Here is a 16,559-nt window from a genome sequence, read left to right as displayed (position 1 = left end):
GTATGCAGATCGCGTTGAATGTAATTTTATCATCATGCACCGACATTGCTAGTGTCTCTTCCACGCCCGGTATCGGGCTGCGCGAGGAGATCGACGGACCGCGCACCGTCATAGGGAGGACACCATGAAAATCAAAACCGCCGCCGCAGCGCTGGCGATCGGCACCGCATTGCTCGGGACCGGCGCCTGGGCCGAAACTGTCGGCATCTCGATGCCCACCAAATCGTCGGCCCGCTGGATTTCCGACGGCAACTCGATGGTCGAGCAGTTCCAGGCCGCAGGCTACGACACCGATCTGCAATACGCCGAAGACGACATTCCCAACCAGCTCGCCCAGGTCGAGAACATGATCACCAAGGGCGTGGACGTTCTGGTGATCGCCGCGATCGACGGCACCACACTGTCGAACGCGCTGGCCAACGCGAAGGCCGCCGATATCAAGGTCATCGCGTACGACCGCCTGATCCGCGACACCCCGGATGTCGACTATTACGCGACCTTCGACAACTTCAAGGTCGGCGTCGAGCAGGCCAATTCTCTGGTGCAGGGCCTCGAAGAGCGTTTCCCCGATCAGAAGCCGTGGAATGTCGAGCTGTTCGGCGGCTCGCCGGACGACAACAACGCCTATTTCTTCTACAACGGCGCGATGTCGGTGCTGCAGCCGCTCATCGACTCGGGTGATATCGTGATCCCCTCGGGCCAGATGGGCATGGACACGGTCGGCACGCTGCGCTGGGACGGTGCGGTCGCACAGGCGCGCATGGATAACCTGCTCTCGGCCAACTACACCGACAAGAAGGTGCAAGGGGTTCTGTCGCCCTATGACGGGCTGTCGATCGGCATCCTGTCCTCGCTCAAGGGCGTGGGCTACGGGTCCGGCGACATGAAGATGCCGATCGTCACCGGTCAGGACGCCGAAATCCCCTCGGTGAAATCGATCCTCGCGGGCGAGCAGTATTCGACCATCTTCAAGGACACCCGCGAACTGGCGAAAGTCACCGTCGGTATGGTCAACGCGATGCTCAAGGGCGGCGAGCCCGAGATCAACGACACCGAGACCTATGACAATGGCGTCAAGGTGATCCCGTCCTTCCTGCTCCAGCCGGTGCCGGTGGACAAATCGAACTGGGAAAAGGTTCTGATCGACTCCGGTTACTACACCAAAGATCAGATCGAGTAAGCCGGGCCTGCCCCGACTTGCCACGCTGGCCGCCCTTCGGGGCGGCCAATTCCCCCCGATTTGACGCCGGAGAGGTCGGATGACCACCCTTCTTGAAATGCGCAACATCACCAAGACCTTTCCTGGTGTGAAAGCGCTCGACGACGTCTCGATCGCGGTCCGCGAGGGCGAAATCCACGCGATCTGCGGCGAGAACGGCGCGGGAAAATCGACCCTGATGAAAGTGCTCTCAGGCGTCTATCCCGCAGGCAGCTATGAGGGCGAGATCGTCTATGACGGCGCCGCTGCCGAATTCCGCGACATCCGCGACAGCGAGGATCGCGGCATCATCATCATTCACCAGGAGCTGGCGCTCGTGCCGCTTCTGTCGATTGCCGAGAACATCTACCTCGGCAATGAACGCGCCCAGAGCGGCGTGATCAACTGGCAGGAAACCTTCCAGCAGACCGAGGGCCTGCTGAAGAAGGTCGGGCTGCGAGAGGCGCCCGGAACGCTGGTCGACAGCCTCGGCGTGGGCAAGCAGCAGCTTGTCGAGATCGCGAAGGCTCTGTCGAAGAACGTGCGCCTGCTGATCCTCGACGAGCCGACTGCGGCCCTGTCGGAATCCGACAGCCAGGCGCTCCTCGATCTGCTGCTGGAGCTGAAGGCGCAGGGCGTGACTTCGATCATCATCAGCCACAAGCTGAACGAGGTGAAGCGCGTGGCCGACAGCGTGACCGTGATCCGCGACGGGGCCACGATCTCCACCATCGACGCGCGCGGCGGCGATCTTACCGAAGACCGCATCGTGCGCGACATGGTGGGCCGCGACATGGCGCATCGCTTCCCCGACCGGGAACGGCGCGCGGGCGAGGTGCTGTTCGAGCTGAAGAACTGGAACGTGCGCCACCCCGAACACCGCGACCGCCAGATGATCCGCGACCTGTCGATGCATGTCCGTGCCGGCGAGGTAGTGGGCATCGCGGGGCTGATGGGCTCGGGCCGCACGGAACTTGCCATGAGCGTCTTCGGGCGCAGCTACGGGCGCGACATCTCGGGCGAGGTGCTGATCCACGGCAAGCCCGCCGATGTCTCGACCGTCGACCGCGCCATCGCGGCTGGGCTCGCCTATGTCACAGAGGACCGCAAGAGCCTCGGGCTGATCCTCGAGGAGACCATTCAGCGCAACACCACGCTGGCCAATCTCGGCGCGGTGGCGAAGAACGGCGTTGTCGAGGATTATCGCGAAACCGAGGTGGCCGAGAAATACCGCCGCGACCTCAATATCCGCACGCCTTCGGTGTTTCAGAAGGTGATGAACCTCTCGGGCGGCAACCAGCAGAAGGTCGTGCTCGCGAAATGGCTCTTTACCGAGCCGGAGGTGCTGATCCTCGACGAGCCGACGCGCGGCATCGATGTCGGTGCGAAATACGAAATCTACGGGATCATCAACGAACTGAGCGCGGCCGGGAAGGCCGTCATCATGATCTCTTCGGAGATGCCGGAACTCCTGGGCATGTCCGACCGAATCTATGTGATGAACGAGGGCAGTTTCGTGGGCGAGTTGAACGCCGACGAGGCCAGCCAGGAGCGCATCATGTCCTTGATCGTTAGGGAATAGGAAAAGTCATGGACCAGATCGAACAAGCGAATTCCGAGCCCTCCGGTGGCCTTGGGATCGGCGCCTATATCGCGCGCCACATCCGCGAATACGGACTGCTGTTTGCGTTGATCGCGATCATGCTGTTCTTCCAGATCGTGACGGGCGGCACGCTGCTCAAACCGGTCAACATCACCAACCTGTTCCTGCAGAACAGCTACATCATCATCATGGCCTTGGGCATGCTGCTGGTGATCGTGGGGGGCAATATCGACCTCTCGGTCGGCTCTGTCATGGGCTTCATCGGGGCCTTCGCCGCCGTGCTGATCGTGTCTATGGACCTGCCGGTCGCGGTGGCGATCCCGGCGTGCCTCGTCATGGGCATGGCGATCGGCGCGGTGCAGGGTTATTTCGTGGCCTATTGGAAGATCCCGTCCTTCATCGTGACGCTGGCGGGGATGCTGGTGTTCCGCGGTCTGTCGCTCTGGCTGCTCGAAGGACAGTCCATCGGGCCGTTCCCGAAATCGTTCCAGGCGCTCTCGACCGGGTTCATCGCTGACCCGTTCGGCGTGGGCCGCCCCAATTCGCTGGCGCTGGCGGTGGGTGTCGCCGCGGTCGTGCTGCTGGTGTGGCTTGGCGTCCGTGCGCGCTCCCGCGATGCGCGCTACGGGATCGAGGGTGAACCCCTTGGCCTTTTCGTGCTGCGCAACGCCATCGTCGCGGCAGCCCTTCTCTTCGTGACATGGAAGCTCGCATGGTTCCGCGGCCTGCCCAACGTGCTGCTATCGATGGTGATCCTGACGATCATCTACGTCTTCGTCACCGAACGCACCACGCTGGGCCGCCGGGTCTACGCGGTGGGCGGCAATGCGAAGGCTGCCAAGCTGTCGGGCATCCGCACCGAGCGGCTGACCTTCCTGACCTTCGTGAACATGGGCCTGCTGGCCGCGCTCGCCGGTCTCGTCTTTGCCGCCCGCCTGAACACCGCCACGCCGAAAGCGGGCTTCGCGGTGGAGCTGGACGTGATCGCGGCGGTCTTCATCGGGGGCGCTTCGATGTCGGGCGGCTCGGGCAAGATCATCGGCGCGGTCGTCGGCGCCTTCATCATGGGCGTGATGAATAACGGCATGTCGATCCTCGGGATCGGCATCGATTACCAACAGGTCATCAAGGGGCTCGTGCTGCTCGCCGCGGTCTTCTTCGATGTCTACAACAAGAACAAGGAAGCCTGAGATGTTGCTCTCGCAATTGACCCTTGCCGACGGATCGCGCGCCGTGGCCGTGCGTGAAGACGGCCCCGCGCATCTGGTGCCGGGTGTCTCCACCACGCGCGATCTGGCACTGGCCGCCATCGCCGCCGGACATGATCTGGCTGCCGAGATCGCCGCGCGCGGGCAGGGGGACGAGGTGGACCTGGAGGCCGCCTATGCCGAGGGGCGCATGCTGGTGCCGCTCGATCATCCCGTTGCCGCGCATCTGCATCTGACGGGGACGGGGCTGACCCATCTGGGCTCCGCCTCCACCCGCGACGCGATGCACACCAAGGTCACCGAGGAGATGACCGACAGCATGAAGATGTTCCGCATGGGGCTGGAGGGCGGCAAGCCCGCCGCTGGCTCCGTGGGTGTGCAGCCCGAGTGGTTCTACAAGGGCAACGGTCTGGCCGCTGTCGCGCCGGGCGCTGCGCTGACCTCGCCGAACTTCGCGCTCGACGGTGGCGAGGAACCGGAGGTCGCGGGGCTCTACGTCATCGCGCCCGACGGGCAGCCGGTCCGCGTGGGCTTCGCGCTGGGCAACGAGTTCTCCGACCACGTCACCGAGCGCGGGAACTACCTGTGGCTCGCCCATTCCAAGCTGCGCCCGGCGAGCTTTGGTCCCGAGATGCTGGTGGGCGATCTGCCGGACAGCGTCGAGGGCACCAGCCGCATCCTGCGCGGTGGCGAAACGCTCTGGGAAAAGCCATTCCTGTCGGGCGAGGCGAACATGTCCCACACAATCGCCAATCTCGAACATCATCACTTCAAATACGCGCCGTTCCGCGATCCGGGCGATGTGCATGTGCATTTCTTCGGCACCGCCACGCTCAGCTTCGCCGACGGGATCAGCGCCGAGCCGGGGGACGTCTTCGAGATCGAATGCCCACAGTTCGGTCTCGCGCTCCGCAATCCGCTCGCCCGCAATTCCGACGCGTCGGCCCCCGTGGCCGTCGCCAGCCTCTGAGGTCCGACATGGCTTTCACCCCCGCCCCCTGGCCCCGCAAACTGCGCTCGCAGGAATGGTATGGCGGCAATACGCGCGACACGATCTACCACCGCGGCTGGATGAAGAACCAAGGCTATCCGCATGACCTATTCGACGGTCGCCCGATCATCGGCATCCTGAACACATGGTCCGATCTGACGCCCTGTAACGGCCACCTGCGCGAGCTGGCCGAGAAGGTAAAGGCGGGCATCTGGGAGGCCGGTGGCTTCCCGGTCGAAGTGCCGGTCTTCTCGGCCTCCGAGAACACCTTCCGCCCGACCGCGATGATGTTTCGCAATCTCGCGGCCCTCGCGATCGAAGAGACCATCCGTGGCCAGCCGATGGACGGGGCGGTGCTGTTGGTGGGCTGCGACAAGACCACGCCATCGCTGATGATGGCGGCGGCGAGCTGCGATATCCCGTCCATCGTCGTCACTGGCGGTCCGATGCTGAACGGTTATTTCCGGGGCGAGCGCGTGGGCTCGGGCACGCATCTGTGGAAATTCTCCGAAGCCGTGAAGGCGGGCGAGATGACGCAGGAAGAGTTCCTCGAAGCCGAAGCCTCGATGTCGCGCTCCTCGGGCACCTGCAACACGATGGGCACGGCAAGCACGATGGCGAGCATGGCCGAAGCGCTCGGGATGGCGCTGTCGGGCAATGCCGCGATCCCGGCGGTGGATAGCCGCCGCCGCGTGATGGCGCAGCTTTCGGGGCGGCGCATCGTGCAGATGGTGAAGGACGATCTGAAGCCCTCTGACATCATGACCAAGCAGGCCTTCGAGAACGCGATCCGCACCAATGGCGCGATCGGGGGCTCGACCAATGCGGTGGTGCATCTGCTGGCGCTGGCGGGCCGGGTCGGCGTCGATGTCACGCTCGACGACTGGGACCGCTGCGGGCGCGATGTGAAGACCATCGTGAACCTGATGCCATCGGGCAAATACCTGATGGAGGAATTCTTCTACGCGGGCGGTCTGCCGGTCGTACTGAAGCGTCTCGGCGAGGCGGGGCAGCTGCACAAGGACGCGCTGACCGTGTCGGGCGGGGCGATCTGGGACGAGGTCAAGGACGTCGTGAACTGGAACGAGGACGTGATCCTGCCCGCCGACAAGCCGCTGACCGATCAGGGCGGCATCGCGGTGCTGCGCGGCAATCTCGCGCCGAAAGGGGCGGTGCTCAAACCCTCCGCCGCGAGCCCGCATCTTCTGACCCACCGTGGGCGCGCCGTCGTCTTCGAGGATATCGACGACTACAAGGCGAAGATCAACGACGACGCGCTCGATATCGACGAGACCTGCGTGATGGTGCTGAAGAATTGCGGCCCCAAGGGCTATCCCGGCATGTCGGAGGTGGGCAATATGGGCCTGCCGCCGAAAGTGCTGAAGAAGGGCATCACCGACATGGTGCGAATCTCGGACGCACGGATGTCGGGGACGGCTTACGGCACGGTCGTGCTGCACACCTCGCCCGAGGCCGCCGCCGGTGGTCCGCTGGCGGTCGTGCAGAACGGCGACATGATCGCGCTCGACGTGCCGAACCGCAGCCTGACGCTCGAAATCTCGGACGCGGAACTGGCCGAGCGGCTTGCCAAGTGGCAGCCGAGCCATGAGCGGCCGGAAGGTGGCTATGCCTGGCTGCATCAGGCGCATGTGATGGGCGCGGATACCGGGGCGGACCTCGATTTCCTCGTCGGCTGCCGCGGCAACCCGGTCGGAAAGGACAGTCACTGATGAAACTCGCGCTCGTCGGCATCGGCAAGATCGCCTTGGATCAACACGTGCCCGCCATCTCCGCCAGCCCGGATTGGGAACTGGCAGCGACGGTTTCGCGGCATGGCACGGTCGAGGGGGTGCCAGCCTACACCCGGATCGAGGAGATGCTCTCCTCCCATCCCGAAATCGAAGTTGTGAGCCTCTGCCTGCCGCCCGTGCCGCGCTTCCTCGCGGCGCGTGCAGCTCTTGAGGCCGGGCGGCATGTCATGCTCGAAAAGCCGCCCGGCGCGACCCTGGCCGAGGTGCATGCGCTCGAGGCGATGGCCGCCGCGCGGGGCCTCACGCTGTTCGCGACATGGCATTCGCGCATGGCCCATGCGGTGGCGGCCGCCAAATCATGGCTCGCGGATCGCAAGGTTCACTCGGGCCGGATCATCTGGCGCGAGGACGTGCGCAAATGGCATCCCGGGCAGGAATGGGTGTTCGAGCCCGGTGGCATGGGCGTCTTCGATCCGGGCATCAACGCACTCTCGATCCTGACCGAAATTCTTCCCGCGCCGGTTCACCTTACGGCGGCAGAGCTGGAATTTCCCGCCAACCGGCAGGCCCCCATCGCCGCGCGGCTGAGCTTCACCGGCTCCATCGAGGCGGATTTCGACTGGCGTCAGGAAGGCCCGCAGACCTGGGATATCGAGATCGACACCGATGCCGGGGCGATGGCGCTGCGTTTGGGCGGCAATGTGCTTGAGATCGGCGGTACGAAAGCCGAGGGTGCCGAGAGCATCATGGAAGAATACCCCGCGCTCTACGCCCGCATGGCAGGGCTGGTGCGGCAAGGCGCATCCGATGTGGATCTTGCGCCGATGGTGCATGTGGCCGACGCGTTCCTGCTGGGCCGCCGCACCGCTGTTGAAGACTTCGAATTCTGAAGGATACCGAAATGACCTATACCCCGCATGGCAAGCATCTGATCGCAGGCGACTGGATCGAGACCGAGCCGAAATTCACATCGGAGCCTGTCGAAGGGCCGTCGCATGAGTTCTGCATGGGTACGGTCGAGATGGTGAATGCTGCCTGCGAGGCGGCGGAGGAGGCGTTCTGGGACTATGGCTATTCGAGCCGCGAGACCCGGGCGACATTCCTCGACACCATCGCCGACGAGATTGACGCCCGCGGCGAGGCGATCACCGAGATCGGGACGCAGGAAAGCGGTCTGCCCGAGGCGCGCCTGAACGGCGAGCGCGGCCGAACCGTTGGCCAGTTGCGCCTCTTTGCCGATCATATCCGAAAGGGCGATTACCTCGACCGGCGTCACGATGAAGCACTCCCCGACCGCCAGCCGCTGCCGCGCCCCGATCTGCGGATGATCCAGCGTCCGATCGGCCCCGTCGCGGTCTTCGGCGCGTCGAACTTCCCGCTGGCCTTCTCGACCGCGGGCGGCGACACAGCCGCGGCGCTCGCGGCGGGCTGCCCGGTCGTCGTGAAGGGCCATCCGGCGCATCCCGGCACCGGCGAGATCGTGGCCGAAGCGATCAAGGCCGCGGCCGATAAATGCAACATGCCCAAGGGCGTGTTCAGCCTCGTCCAGGGTGGCTCGCATGATGTGGGGCAGGCGCTGGTGCAGCACCCGCGGATCAAGGCCGTGGGCTTCACCGGATCGCTGGCGGGCGGCAAGGCGCTCTACGATTTGTGCGCCCAGCGTCCCGAGCCGATCCCGTTCTTCGGCGAGCTGGGCTCGGTCAACCCGATGTTCCTGCTGCCCGAAGCGACTTCGGCGCGCGGCGAGGATCTGGGCGTCGGCTGGGCAGCCTCGCTCACCATGGGCGCGGGCCAGTTCTGCACCAATCCCGGCATCGCGGTGGTGATGGAGGGCGACGCGGGTGAAGCCTTCGTCAAATCCGCGCTGGCCGCCCTCGAGGCGAGCGGCGCGCAGGTCATGCTGACCGACGGCATCGCCGAAGCCTATCGCAAGGGCGCGGCGCGGATGCAGGAATCCGGCGGCGTGCAGGAGCTGCTGACCCAGGTCTGCGACCGGCGCGAGGCGAAGCCCTACCTGTTCCGCGTCTCCGCCGCCGACTGGCTGGAGAACGCGGCTCTCTCCGAGGAGGTGTTCGGCCCGCTCGGCCTGATCGTGACCGTCAAGGATGCCGACGAAATGGTGAAGGTCGCACGCAGCTTCGAGGGCCAGCTGACCGCGACCTTGCAGATGGATGACGCCGACGCCGATCTCGCCCGCCGCCTGCTGCCGGTGCTCGAGCGCAAGGCGGGCCGGGTGCTGGCGAACGGCTTCCCCACCGGTGTCGAAGTCTGCGACGCGATGGTGCATGGCGGGCCGTATCCCGCATCGACCAATTTCGGCGCGACCAGCGTTGGCACGCTCTCGATCAGACGCTTCCTGCGCCCGGTCTGCTATCAGAACATCCCCGAGGTGCTGTTGCCCGAAGACCTTCAGGGCTGAGGAGGCCCGCCGGTTCGGGCAGGGCTTAGCGAAATGGCATTCGGCCCGGCGAGCAGATCGCCGGGCCGAATGTCGTTCGGATGCGCAGGTAGTTCTTTGCTTGGGCTCGGGTCTTCAAGGCCGGCGTTGGTAAAGGACCGCGATCAGACGCGCCGGGTGAGCTATGCCATTGAAATGCAAAGGTGAGGGAGACGAAGCGGGACCGCGTGGCTCTGCCGCTCTCGCGGAATTTGGGCCGACCAATCGCCTGGCCGAAACCCGGCAGGCATAACTGGAATGTGTGATGGCGGAGACGAAGGGATTCGAACCCTCGAGACCCTTCCGGGCCTACTCCCTTAGCAGGGGAGCGCCTTCGACCACTCGGCCACGTCTCCGTCGACGCGTATAGCCAAGGAAACGTGGGGGTTACAAGGCGAAACTGCCCTTCATCGCAAAAAACTCTCCACCCCCTTAAATCTGCTCAAAGTGCATGGAAATGCACTGGAAAGCACCGAGTTTGGGCAAGATTTGGTCAATTTCCCTTACGGCGAAAGCGGCTTCAGTTCTGTCGAGAAGACCAAATCACGACACAGGCCAAGCGTTTTACTGCGACCGAGAATATTCTTACCGCAGTTGTACGCACGAACCGATCTCCTTCCTGGAAGGAGATGTTCAGATGACTCATACACCCGAAGAAGGACGGAATGGCACTCGACAGCTCGCCAGAATGCTCGCTGTGCACCCGCCACCAGTTTTGTGGAACCGGGATATACAACGCCGTTGGCGATGCAGTCGCGCGACGGTTGACCGCTACAGGAAGAAGCTTGGATTGACGAGCATCTCAGATGAGGGGCATCCAGCCTTCAGTCTCCTCGACCTGCTTAAAGCTGAGGGTTTCGCCGAGCCAATCGCGGCTTGGGCTCTCGGGGCCGATGAGGACCGCAAGGTGCTCGCCGCTCCGCTGTTGAGCATCGAGGACCTTGAGATGCTTGATGACCACCTTCGGCCGCACCATCCAGAGACGCATCGTTCAAGAGCAAGGGATGGCCGCGGACGACCTGGCATCAAGATCGGCCATCGCTGGCTCTTCCGGCCGACGATCTCCGAAATAGAACGCATCGAAGCCTGCCACCGTCGGCGCGTGGAGGGCAAATGACGACGTTTTTGCGCATTGGCCAATATCTGCGTCACTGGACCAGGATGACGAAAACACCCCGGCGGATTTATCTGGGAAATCCGCCGGGGTGTTTTCGTCATTCGTCACCCTCGATGCCTCATCACCCAAATTTTTAGTCATTCGGCAGTCCAACGCGGCGGAGGACGCTCTTCCGTGTAGCGTCCACCCCCACCTTGGAAGGAGAACCACAGCAATGACCAGCCTGACAGACTTGGACAAGAGAGGTGTGTCTCTCGAAGAAAGCCTTGGCGCCTTTGAGGCCGGCATCCTCGTCAATCCTTGGCGGGAAAGCACCTGGAAGAAAATTCGTGGATCGCTGACCACTGCCGCGCGGGTGTACCCAAAGATTACGCCAGAAAACCATTCGGGGATGATAATCTGCGATCCCGAGGAGCTGATGCGGCTTGTCGCCCCCTACAAGCGGGCAAAAAGCTTTCCGGTGAATTGCGGTTTCAAGAACTATGAGTCCTTTTACACTTGGCAATCTAACGTCAAGCGGTTCTTCGAGCATGTTTCCGGACAGCGTCAATCGCGTTGTGCTATCAATTCCAAGAAGGACGCCGGTGCGCGGTTACTCAAGGTGATCGGGATTGGCGTCGATGGCCAGCCGCTTCTTACGGGTAGCGAAACAATCCCGATTGCCTCGTTCATCGGGCTTTGCCGCGAAGCAGATATCGATGTGAACAAGGCAACACCGGATTGGGTCAGAAACCAGATAGCAATATCGACTGCCGGAAGGGCTTCTACAATACGGCAAGCAGCTGCGCGCATAGACAAACTTAGTGACTCTGGTAAGGTTCCACGCGATGTCCTGCCACCTTGCCGGTTCGGCGATCTGTCCGACGTATTCTATGCTGGACAGTGGAGGACACCAGAGGTCCATCCGGAGTTTGCCGAGGCAAGGGATCGTTACATCAAGAATTTATGCGAGGGCACAAAACGAGCGCGGCTCGGCTTGGAGGACTTCGCGATCTCAACGCATGGTCGTATTGGAGAAAAGCGCGCGAAATCCATCCGTCAGGCAATTAACTGGTTCCATCACGGTTTGGTGGTTGCCGGGCTTGTGAGGGAAAATCGACCCTTCCCATGGCGTCAAGTGGCTGTGCCGTCGTTATTGTTAGAAATCGCAGACCTCGATGCGGCAGGCGCGATTCAGCGCAGCACACAGGGGGAAACCCGCGGAACCAGAATCAAAATAGTTATCAATTTCCTCGATACTATTTTTCAAGGATACAAGTCTGAAATTGGCCCGGGTTTCTTCGACTACGATATTCTCAATAATCCCGAGAATTTTGAAACAGATAAAGCCAAGTGGAAGCGGGATATAGCGCTGAAATTCGTTGAAAGTCCAGAACTACAGCGCATTTTTTATGGTATGCCGGAGCGCTTCTTTTCTGAGGCCGTGGACCTGATCGATCGCTGGGACAAAATCGGCCCGGCCGCCGGGAAAGGCCGGCTTTCGGCGCTCCAGGGCAGGGGACTGGATCTCGCAATACTTGCGGTTAAAACGATGATCACTACACGTTTTCCTCTTCGTCTGGACAGTGTGATCCAACTCACGGCGTTTGGCAAAACGCCACATCTCATCCAGTCGGGCGATCCGAGAAATCCTATCCGGGTCGATATTCCAGGATACATTGTAAAGAACGGAAAACTTTTTTCCGGTGTTCCTCTATTGCCTTCGCGAACGCTCGACCCGAGCGCAGTACTTAAGTGGTATCTCGAGAAAGTTCATCATCTCGTGCTCGAACACAAGGTTCGAGGTGCCAACAGGTCGAGGCATCTACTGTTCGCCGGGTTGACCCGCGAGCCGATGGCTCGAAAGTACAAGCGATATACCGCCGAAGCCGGCCTTGGTCTTGATGCTCACATGGTGCGGCACCTCGCAGGGTCGATCCTCTATGCGCGGGGCATTCCCGTTGAGGTGATCGCCGAACTGCTTGGCATTAGCGAGCAGACAGTCATCAAGAACTACATCTACATCAACCGTAGCCGTTTGCGCCAGAAAGCCATCGACGAGGTTGCAACGATCTATCGGGAACTCGAACTATGACCAACAAACATCGAATTCCGCCCTCATGGCCGCAGGAGTGGGAAAAGGAATACGAGGCGGCGGCGAGAGAAATCAAAACGAAACTTGGACACAGCCATCTTTTCAATTCGGCTGTGCGCCATATCGATTATTGTGCGACAGCGGGTAAGCGTTTCCTTTCCTGTGATGCCATCGTTGCGCATCGCCATTCGATGAGATGCGAGCTGAGTTGGTGCATTGCAAATGCTTATGCGAATAAGCTGGTCGGCGTCGCGCGCAAACGGAACGACAAGATCATTCGTGACGATCTGTTGGAGTTTTTTCGCGACAGGCGTTCTGGGTATGAGATGCTAATGGCACGGCACGTTCCGCGCGAGGTGGAGGTTCTCGCCCACCGTGCGCTGCAACGGGGCGAGATCACGCGCCAAGAACTCAAGTCACTGGATCATTATCTGAGGGTTATCGATCGGCTGGGTTCGCTTCCGGCGGCAGCTCCGAACATACTTGCCGCGTTTTGGCGGTATCCGCCTACGAGCAAGCATTGCTGCGATGAGCTGGGAAAGGCGGCAGCCATGATCGATTTGTTTCTGCCGGGTTCTCCTGATGCGAATAGGTTGCGAGCCGCGATGAGATCACTAAGGCCGAACAGCTCTGTTGTCGCGCGGTCGACGCGCACCGCCAGTCGCGAAATTGCGGAATTGGTCGGCGCGGCGCGGCAGAAAAAGCCTGGAAGTAAAGGACGAGCTTATTCTGACACGAAGAGGGCTGAGCAGCGCGGTGTTCTCATGCGACTCGAGAGAACGCTCAAGGCCGTAGGTCGATCGTTCGCATTGGACAGGGAGGCAATCGATATTTTTGCCCAGCACGCGCATGCGCAGTTCAAAGCTTGCCGTACTAAGAATTTTCAGGTGCTGCGGTCTGAGGAAGGTGACAAATTGGAGAAGGGCAATGGATGGAGCGCGATCTATATCGCTCGGACATTCGAAACGCTTGCTGATTTTGTAGAAGATGCGCAGTTGCGCGCCGACCTTTTGGCAGATGCCAGTGACTATCATTTGGAAGCCAAGAAGGAGCCAAAACGAAAGGAAAGGCATTTGGCCGAGCGTCCCACGACCTTGCCAGAGCTCTTTGCGAAAGCAGTTCTGCTTGTTCGCGAGTCGGAAAACGTTCCGGTCAAGAGCCGCACGCGGTTATTGAACGCGGCCGCGATTGTGGCTTTGCTCTGCAGCTATCCCTTACGCAGGTCTGACCTCGTCAGGTTGAGGTACGGACATGAACTGGTCCGACTTCTTGGGGGCTGGTGTCTGTCAGGCTTAGATACGCAAAAGACCGGCGAACATGTCGAGCCGCTGCATCTTCCATCCGAAATCACTCAGGTCCTTGACGCGGGATTGCTTCAGGGCGCAAACGAAAGTTTCCTCTGGCAAGTCTATTCGGAGAGAGCGGGTCGGGCGCTCTGGGCCGACTGGAAGACTGGACTTCCGCTTTCGAAGGGGTTGCTCACATCAAATATTAAAGAGTTGGTCGGGTACTCACCCCACATCTTTCGGACCGTCTGGGCCGACCACCTCATTGAGAATGGTGCCGATCGGGCCGCGATTTCCATCATTCTGCAGCACGGTGCGATAATCTCCCAGAAAGAATACGAATTCCTTGCATCCAAGCTACGGCTCTCGCAAGGCATCACTGCTCTTGCTGAAGTGATCGACGATCGAGGCCGTGGGGAAGCTGCACCGTGATCATGGATTCGCCATTTCCACTTCCGATTATGGCGCGCCGCCATCCGTGCTGGACCCCGCGCGCAGGAGTGACACCCAGGTGCGGTTTTCTGAGATCTCGTTCCCATGAACCCGAATTGAGAGGTTAGCGGTCAGTTGCGCTGCGGCTTATCCTTGGGCCGCCGGAAGCTGGAATTGACCTGCCCCCCGCGGGATCCCTCAACGTAGTGTAGAGTCTGCGCCAACTCTGAAGGAGCAGACGAATGCGAAAAAGCCGTTTCACCGAGGCGCAGATTATTGGGATGATCAAGGAGCAGGAGGCAGGCATGCCGACAGCTGATGTGTGCCGCAGGCATGGCCTCAGCCCGGCGACCTTTTACAAGTTCAAGGCCAAGTATGGTGGCATGGAGCTCTCCGAGGCAGCCAGGCTGAAGGCGCTCGAAGACGAAAACGCCAAGCTCAAACGTCTGTTGGCCGACACCATGCTCGACAACGTGGTTCTGAAGGATCTGCTGGGAAAGAACTGACGACATTGACCAGGCGGCGAGAGGCGGCGCTCAGGGCGATGCGGGATCATGACATCTCGCAGCGTCGGGCCTGCCAGCTTGTCGGTGTCGACCCCAAGACGGTCCGGCGCACACGCCCGCCGGACTGCCCCGAGATCCGCGAGGAGATGAAGGAGATCGCCGGGAAGCGGCGCCGGTTTGGCTATCGCCGGATCGGCATCCTGCTTGAGCGCAAGGGCATGACCATGAACCACAAGAAGCTGTATCGGCTCTATCGCGAGGAAGGGCTATCGGTGAAGCGACGGCGTGGACGCAAGCGGGCTCGCGGGTCACGCACGCCGATGCCTGCGGCGGCGCATCCCAATGCGCGCTGGTCGCTCGACTTCCTGGCGGACAGCTTCGGCGCCTCGCGCAAGTTCCGTATTTTGGCCGTGATCGACGATTGTTGCAGAGAGAACCTGTGCCTGGTCGCCGATACCAGTATATCGGGCAAGCGTGTTGCCCGTGAACTCGATGCGCTGGTGCGGATCTACGGAAAGCCTGCTTGCATTGTCAGCGACAACGGGACGGAGTTCACCAGCCGGGCCATCCTGAGATGGGCCGACCAGAACGCCATTCCCTGGCACTACATCGACCCCGGCAAGCCGCAGCAGAACGCGTTCATCGAGTCCTTCAACGGAAGCCTGCGCGACGAATTATTAAACGAGGAGATCTTCGACACACTGGACGATGCCCGGCGCAAGTTGGCGCTCTGGCGCTACGACTACAACGCCGTCAGACCGCACTCGTCTCTGGGAAACCAGACGCCGCTCGAAGCGCGCCGGACGCTTGAGCAATTTGAGGGCTCCGCGCCCGGCGCGCTTGCCCACAACAACCGATCCGACTACCAATCTCAAACCTGCAGACTCTCGTTATGAACGAGGGCCCCAAGGGGGGCAGGTCACTCGGTCTATTGCGCAGCCTGGCTTCCGATCCTGTGTATTGTCATAGGCTTCTCGTAATAAGAGGCGGCCGTCCACCTTAAGGAACTGCGAGACAGAGGTGCCCGAGTCGCGCGTATTGGTCCGCCGATACAGCTGGAAGGGTGGTCGCTCCATCCTTTCCCCGAAACGCTGGAGCAGGGGAGTAACCTGGTGCAGCTTGGCGCGGCGTTCATTCCTTTTCCACCTGCTAACCGTCGATTGGTCGACGCGGCATAGCTTCGCGATCTCGTCTTGAGTCATTCCCGACTTCATTGCGATGTTCACGAGCTTCTGTGTCTGCTCGTACTCTGGTCCCTTTGATGACATTCTGCTCTTCTTTCTACTATCGTTGGTGGGGTACAGTGCACCCCACCAACGTTCTCATGCCTTTTTGGGATCGGATGGGCGCTGGTTTGGGTTCAATTGCTTGCCCCGATTGCCCTCATTCTTGGCATGGGTCTGGTTCTGTCCAGGCGTGCCTTTGTTTGCGTTCTTCATGTCGGCGGCGTGGTTCGGTTTTTTCATCGTGTGCTCCATCGGCATCTGGTTGAAGATGGACACTTAATCGCTTGGCCAGGTCACTGATTGAACCCGCGCGATCGTCATAAATACGCATACTTCGGCATACTGTGATTGTATTGCGTTTTCGCGCAAATCTGTGAAAAATTTTTTACGCCTTGGGCCAAGGAACGAAGGTCGTAAAAAAGGGCGGCAATAGCCGCCCTTTTGCGAGGCACATCTGATTTCTCTATGCCGATCGCCAGATTCGCAGCGCATTTTCGACGCGCGCATAGGCCTGAATGGCGTCGTGTTTCGAATGCGTGTCTCTGCTGGATTGATGGACGTAGATGTCCGCAGCCCAACTTTCGAAAACGTAGCCGAGCGCGAGAAATGCTTCGTGCGCCGCTTCAATCAGCCCTGGTGGAGGACTGGATAGGAGCATAACGGCGATGCCCGCGAGATCTCGGTCGATTTGCGGGAAGTGCCGTTCAACCGAGACGTGGATGGGGGCTAC

General features: G+C 61.1%; 14 protein-coding genes and 1 tRNA gene. 10 read left to right on the top strand and 5 right to left on the bottom strand.

All coding sequences use genetic code 11. The features are described from left to right. The first annotated feature begins 124 nt into the window (after positions 1-124). The 7 genes from chvE to BMG03_RS12725 all read left to right on the top strand — a co-directional run bounded on the left by chvE (position 125) and on the right by BMG03_RS12725 (position 9,170). Positions 125-1,180, top strand: coding sequence for a multiple monosaccharide ABC transporter substrate-binding protein (gene chvE, locus BMG03_RS12755; RefSeq protein ID WP_075777067.1), 1,056 nt, complete (start codon positions 125-127; stop codon positions 1,178-1,180). A gap of 79 nt (positions 1,181-1,259) precedes the next feature. Next, positions 1,260-2,780, top strand: coding sequence for a multiple monosaccharide ABC transporter ATP-binding protein (mmsA, locus tag BMG03_RS12750; protein ID WP_075777068.1), 1,521 nt, complete (start codon positions 1,260-1,262; stop codon positions 2,778-2,780). A gap of 8 nt (positions 2,781-2,788) precedes the next feature. After that, positions 2,789-3,991 (top strand): multiple monosaccharide ABC transporter permease, encoded by a 1,203-nt coding sequence (gene mmsB, locus BMG03_RS12745; protein ID WP_075777069.1) that lies wholly within the window; start codon positions 2,789-2,791, stop codon positions 3,989-3,991. Between the two features lies 1 nt (position 3,992). After that, the gene (araD1, locus tag BMG03_RS12740; RefSeq protein WP_075777070.1) at positions 3,993-4,979 is read left to right on the top strand and encodes an AraD1 family protein; all 987 of its coding nucleotides are present in this window, start codon (positions 3,993-3,995) and stop codon (positions 4,977-4,979) included. Between the two features lie 8 nt (positions 4,980-4,987). Beyond that, positions 4,988-6,730 (top strand): L-arabinonate dehydratase, encoded by a 1,743-nt coding sequence (gene araD, locus BMG03_RS12735; protein WP_075777071.1) that lies wholly within the window; start codon positions 4,988-4,990, stop codon positions 6,728-6,730. Beyond that, positions 6,730-7,641 carry a Gfo/Idh/MocA family protein gene (locus BMG03_RS12730; protein WP_075777072.1) on the top strand — a complete coding sequence of 304 codons (912 nt, stop codon included), beginning with the start codon at positions 6,730-6,732 and terminating at the stop codon, positions 7,639-7,641. Before araD ends, BMG03_RS12730 begins: the two co-directional genes overlap by 1 nt. An 11-nt stretch (positions 7,642-7,652) precedes the next feature. Next, a complete protein-coding gene (locus BMG03_RS12725) occupies positions 7,653-9,170 on the top strand; it encodes an aldehyde dehydrogenase (NADP(+)) (RefSeq protein WP_075777073.1) in 1,518 nt (505 codons plus the stop codon). Positions 9,171-9,454: 284 nt separating this feature from the next. Here the strand turns inward: BMG03_RS12725 and BMG03_RS12720 are convergent. The 3 genes from BMG03_RS12720 to BMG03_RS20780 all read right to left on the bottom strand — a co-directional run bounded on the left by BMG03_RS12720 (position 9,455) and on the right by BMG03_RS20780 (position 10,446). Next, positions 9,455-9,544 (bottom strand) — tRNA-Ser (locus tag BMG03_RS12720). A 446-nt stretch (positions 9,545-9,990) separates the two neighbouring features. After that, entirely contained in the window at positions 9,991-10,164 is a 174-nt protein-coding gene (locus tag BMG03_RS12715) for a hypothetical protein (RefSeq protein WP_157771593.1), read from the bottom strand. Between the two features lie 15 nt (positions 10,165-10,179). Next, complete coding sequence (locus BMG03_RS20780) at positions 10,180-10,446, bottom strand: hypothetical protein (protein ID WP_157771592.1); 267 nt, start codon at positions 10,444-10,446, stop codon at positions 10,180-10,182. A 73-nt stretch (positions 10,447-10,519) separates the two neighbouring features. Here BMG03_RS20780 and BMG03_RS12710 point away from each other — a divergent pair, with 73 nt between their 5' ends. The 3 genes from BMG03_RS12710 (at position 10,520) to BMG03_RS12700 (ending at position 15,499) form a co-directional block, all read left to right on the top strand. Further along, complete coding sequence (locus BMG03_RS12710; protein ID WP_075777074.1) at positions 10,520-12,379, top strand: tyrosine-type recombinase/integrase; 1,860 nt, start codon at positions 10,520-10,522, stop codon at positions 12,377-12,379. Then, positions 12,376-14,097 carry a site-specific integrase gene (locus BMG03_RS12705; RefSeq protein ID WP_075777075.1) on the top strand — a complete coding sequence of 574 codons (1,722 nt, stop codon included), beginning with the start codon at positions 12,376-12,378 and terminating at the stop codon, positions 14,095-14,097. Before BMG03_RS12710 ends, BMG03_RS12705 begins: the two co-directional genes overlap by 4 nt. 242 nt (positions 14,098-14,339) lie before the next feature. Further along, a protein-coding gene (locus BMG03_RS12700; RefSeq protein ID WP_244270937.1) for an IS3 family transposase occupies positions 14,340-15,499 on the top strand; the annotation gives its coding sequence in 2 pieces (ribosomal slippage) (positions 14,340-14,589 and positions 14,589-15,499; 1,161 coding nt in all). On the opposite strand, the gene BMG03_RS21330 is transcribed toward BMG03_RS12700, so the two are convergent. Together BMG03_RS21330 and BMG03_RS12690 are read right to left on the bottom strand one after the other, a co-directional pair. Continuing rightward, positions 15,494-15,817, bottom strand: a complete 324-nt coding sequence (locus BMG03_RS21330) for a helix-turn-helix domain-containing protein (RefSeq protein ID WP_425275169.1) — start codon at positions 15,815-15,817, stop codon at positions 15,494-15,496. The two genes, BMG03_RS12700 and BMG03_RS21330, sit on opposite strands and share 6 nt — an antisense overlap. 108 nt (positions 15,818-15,925) lie before the next feature. Next, positions 15,926-16,069, bottom strand: coding sequence for a hypothetical protein (locus BMG03_RS12690; RefSeq protein ID WP_167733377.1), 144 nt, complete (start codon positions 16,067-16,069; stop codon positions 15,926-15,928). Positions 16,070-16,559: the final 490 nt, after the last annotated feature.

Origin of the sequence: Thioclava nitratireducens, from assembly GCF_001940525.2 — a bacterium.
Lineage (GTDB): Bacteria > Pseudomonadota > Alphaproteobacteria > Rhodobacterales > Rhodobacteraceae > Thioclava > Thioclava nitratireducens.
The sequence above is the reverse complement of the archived record's forward strand: the minus strand, read 5'-3'. Positions and strand labels throughout refer to the sequence as shown.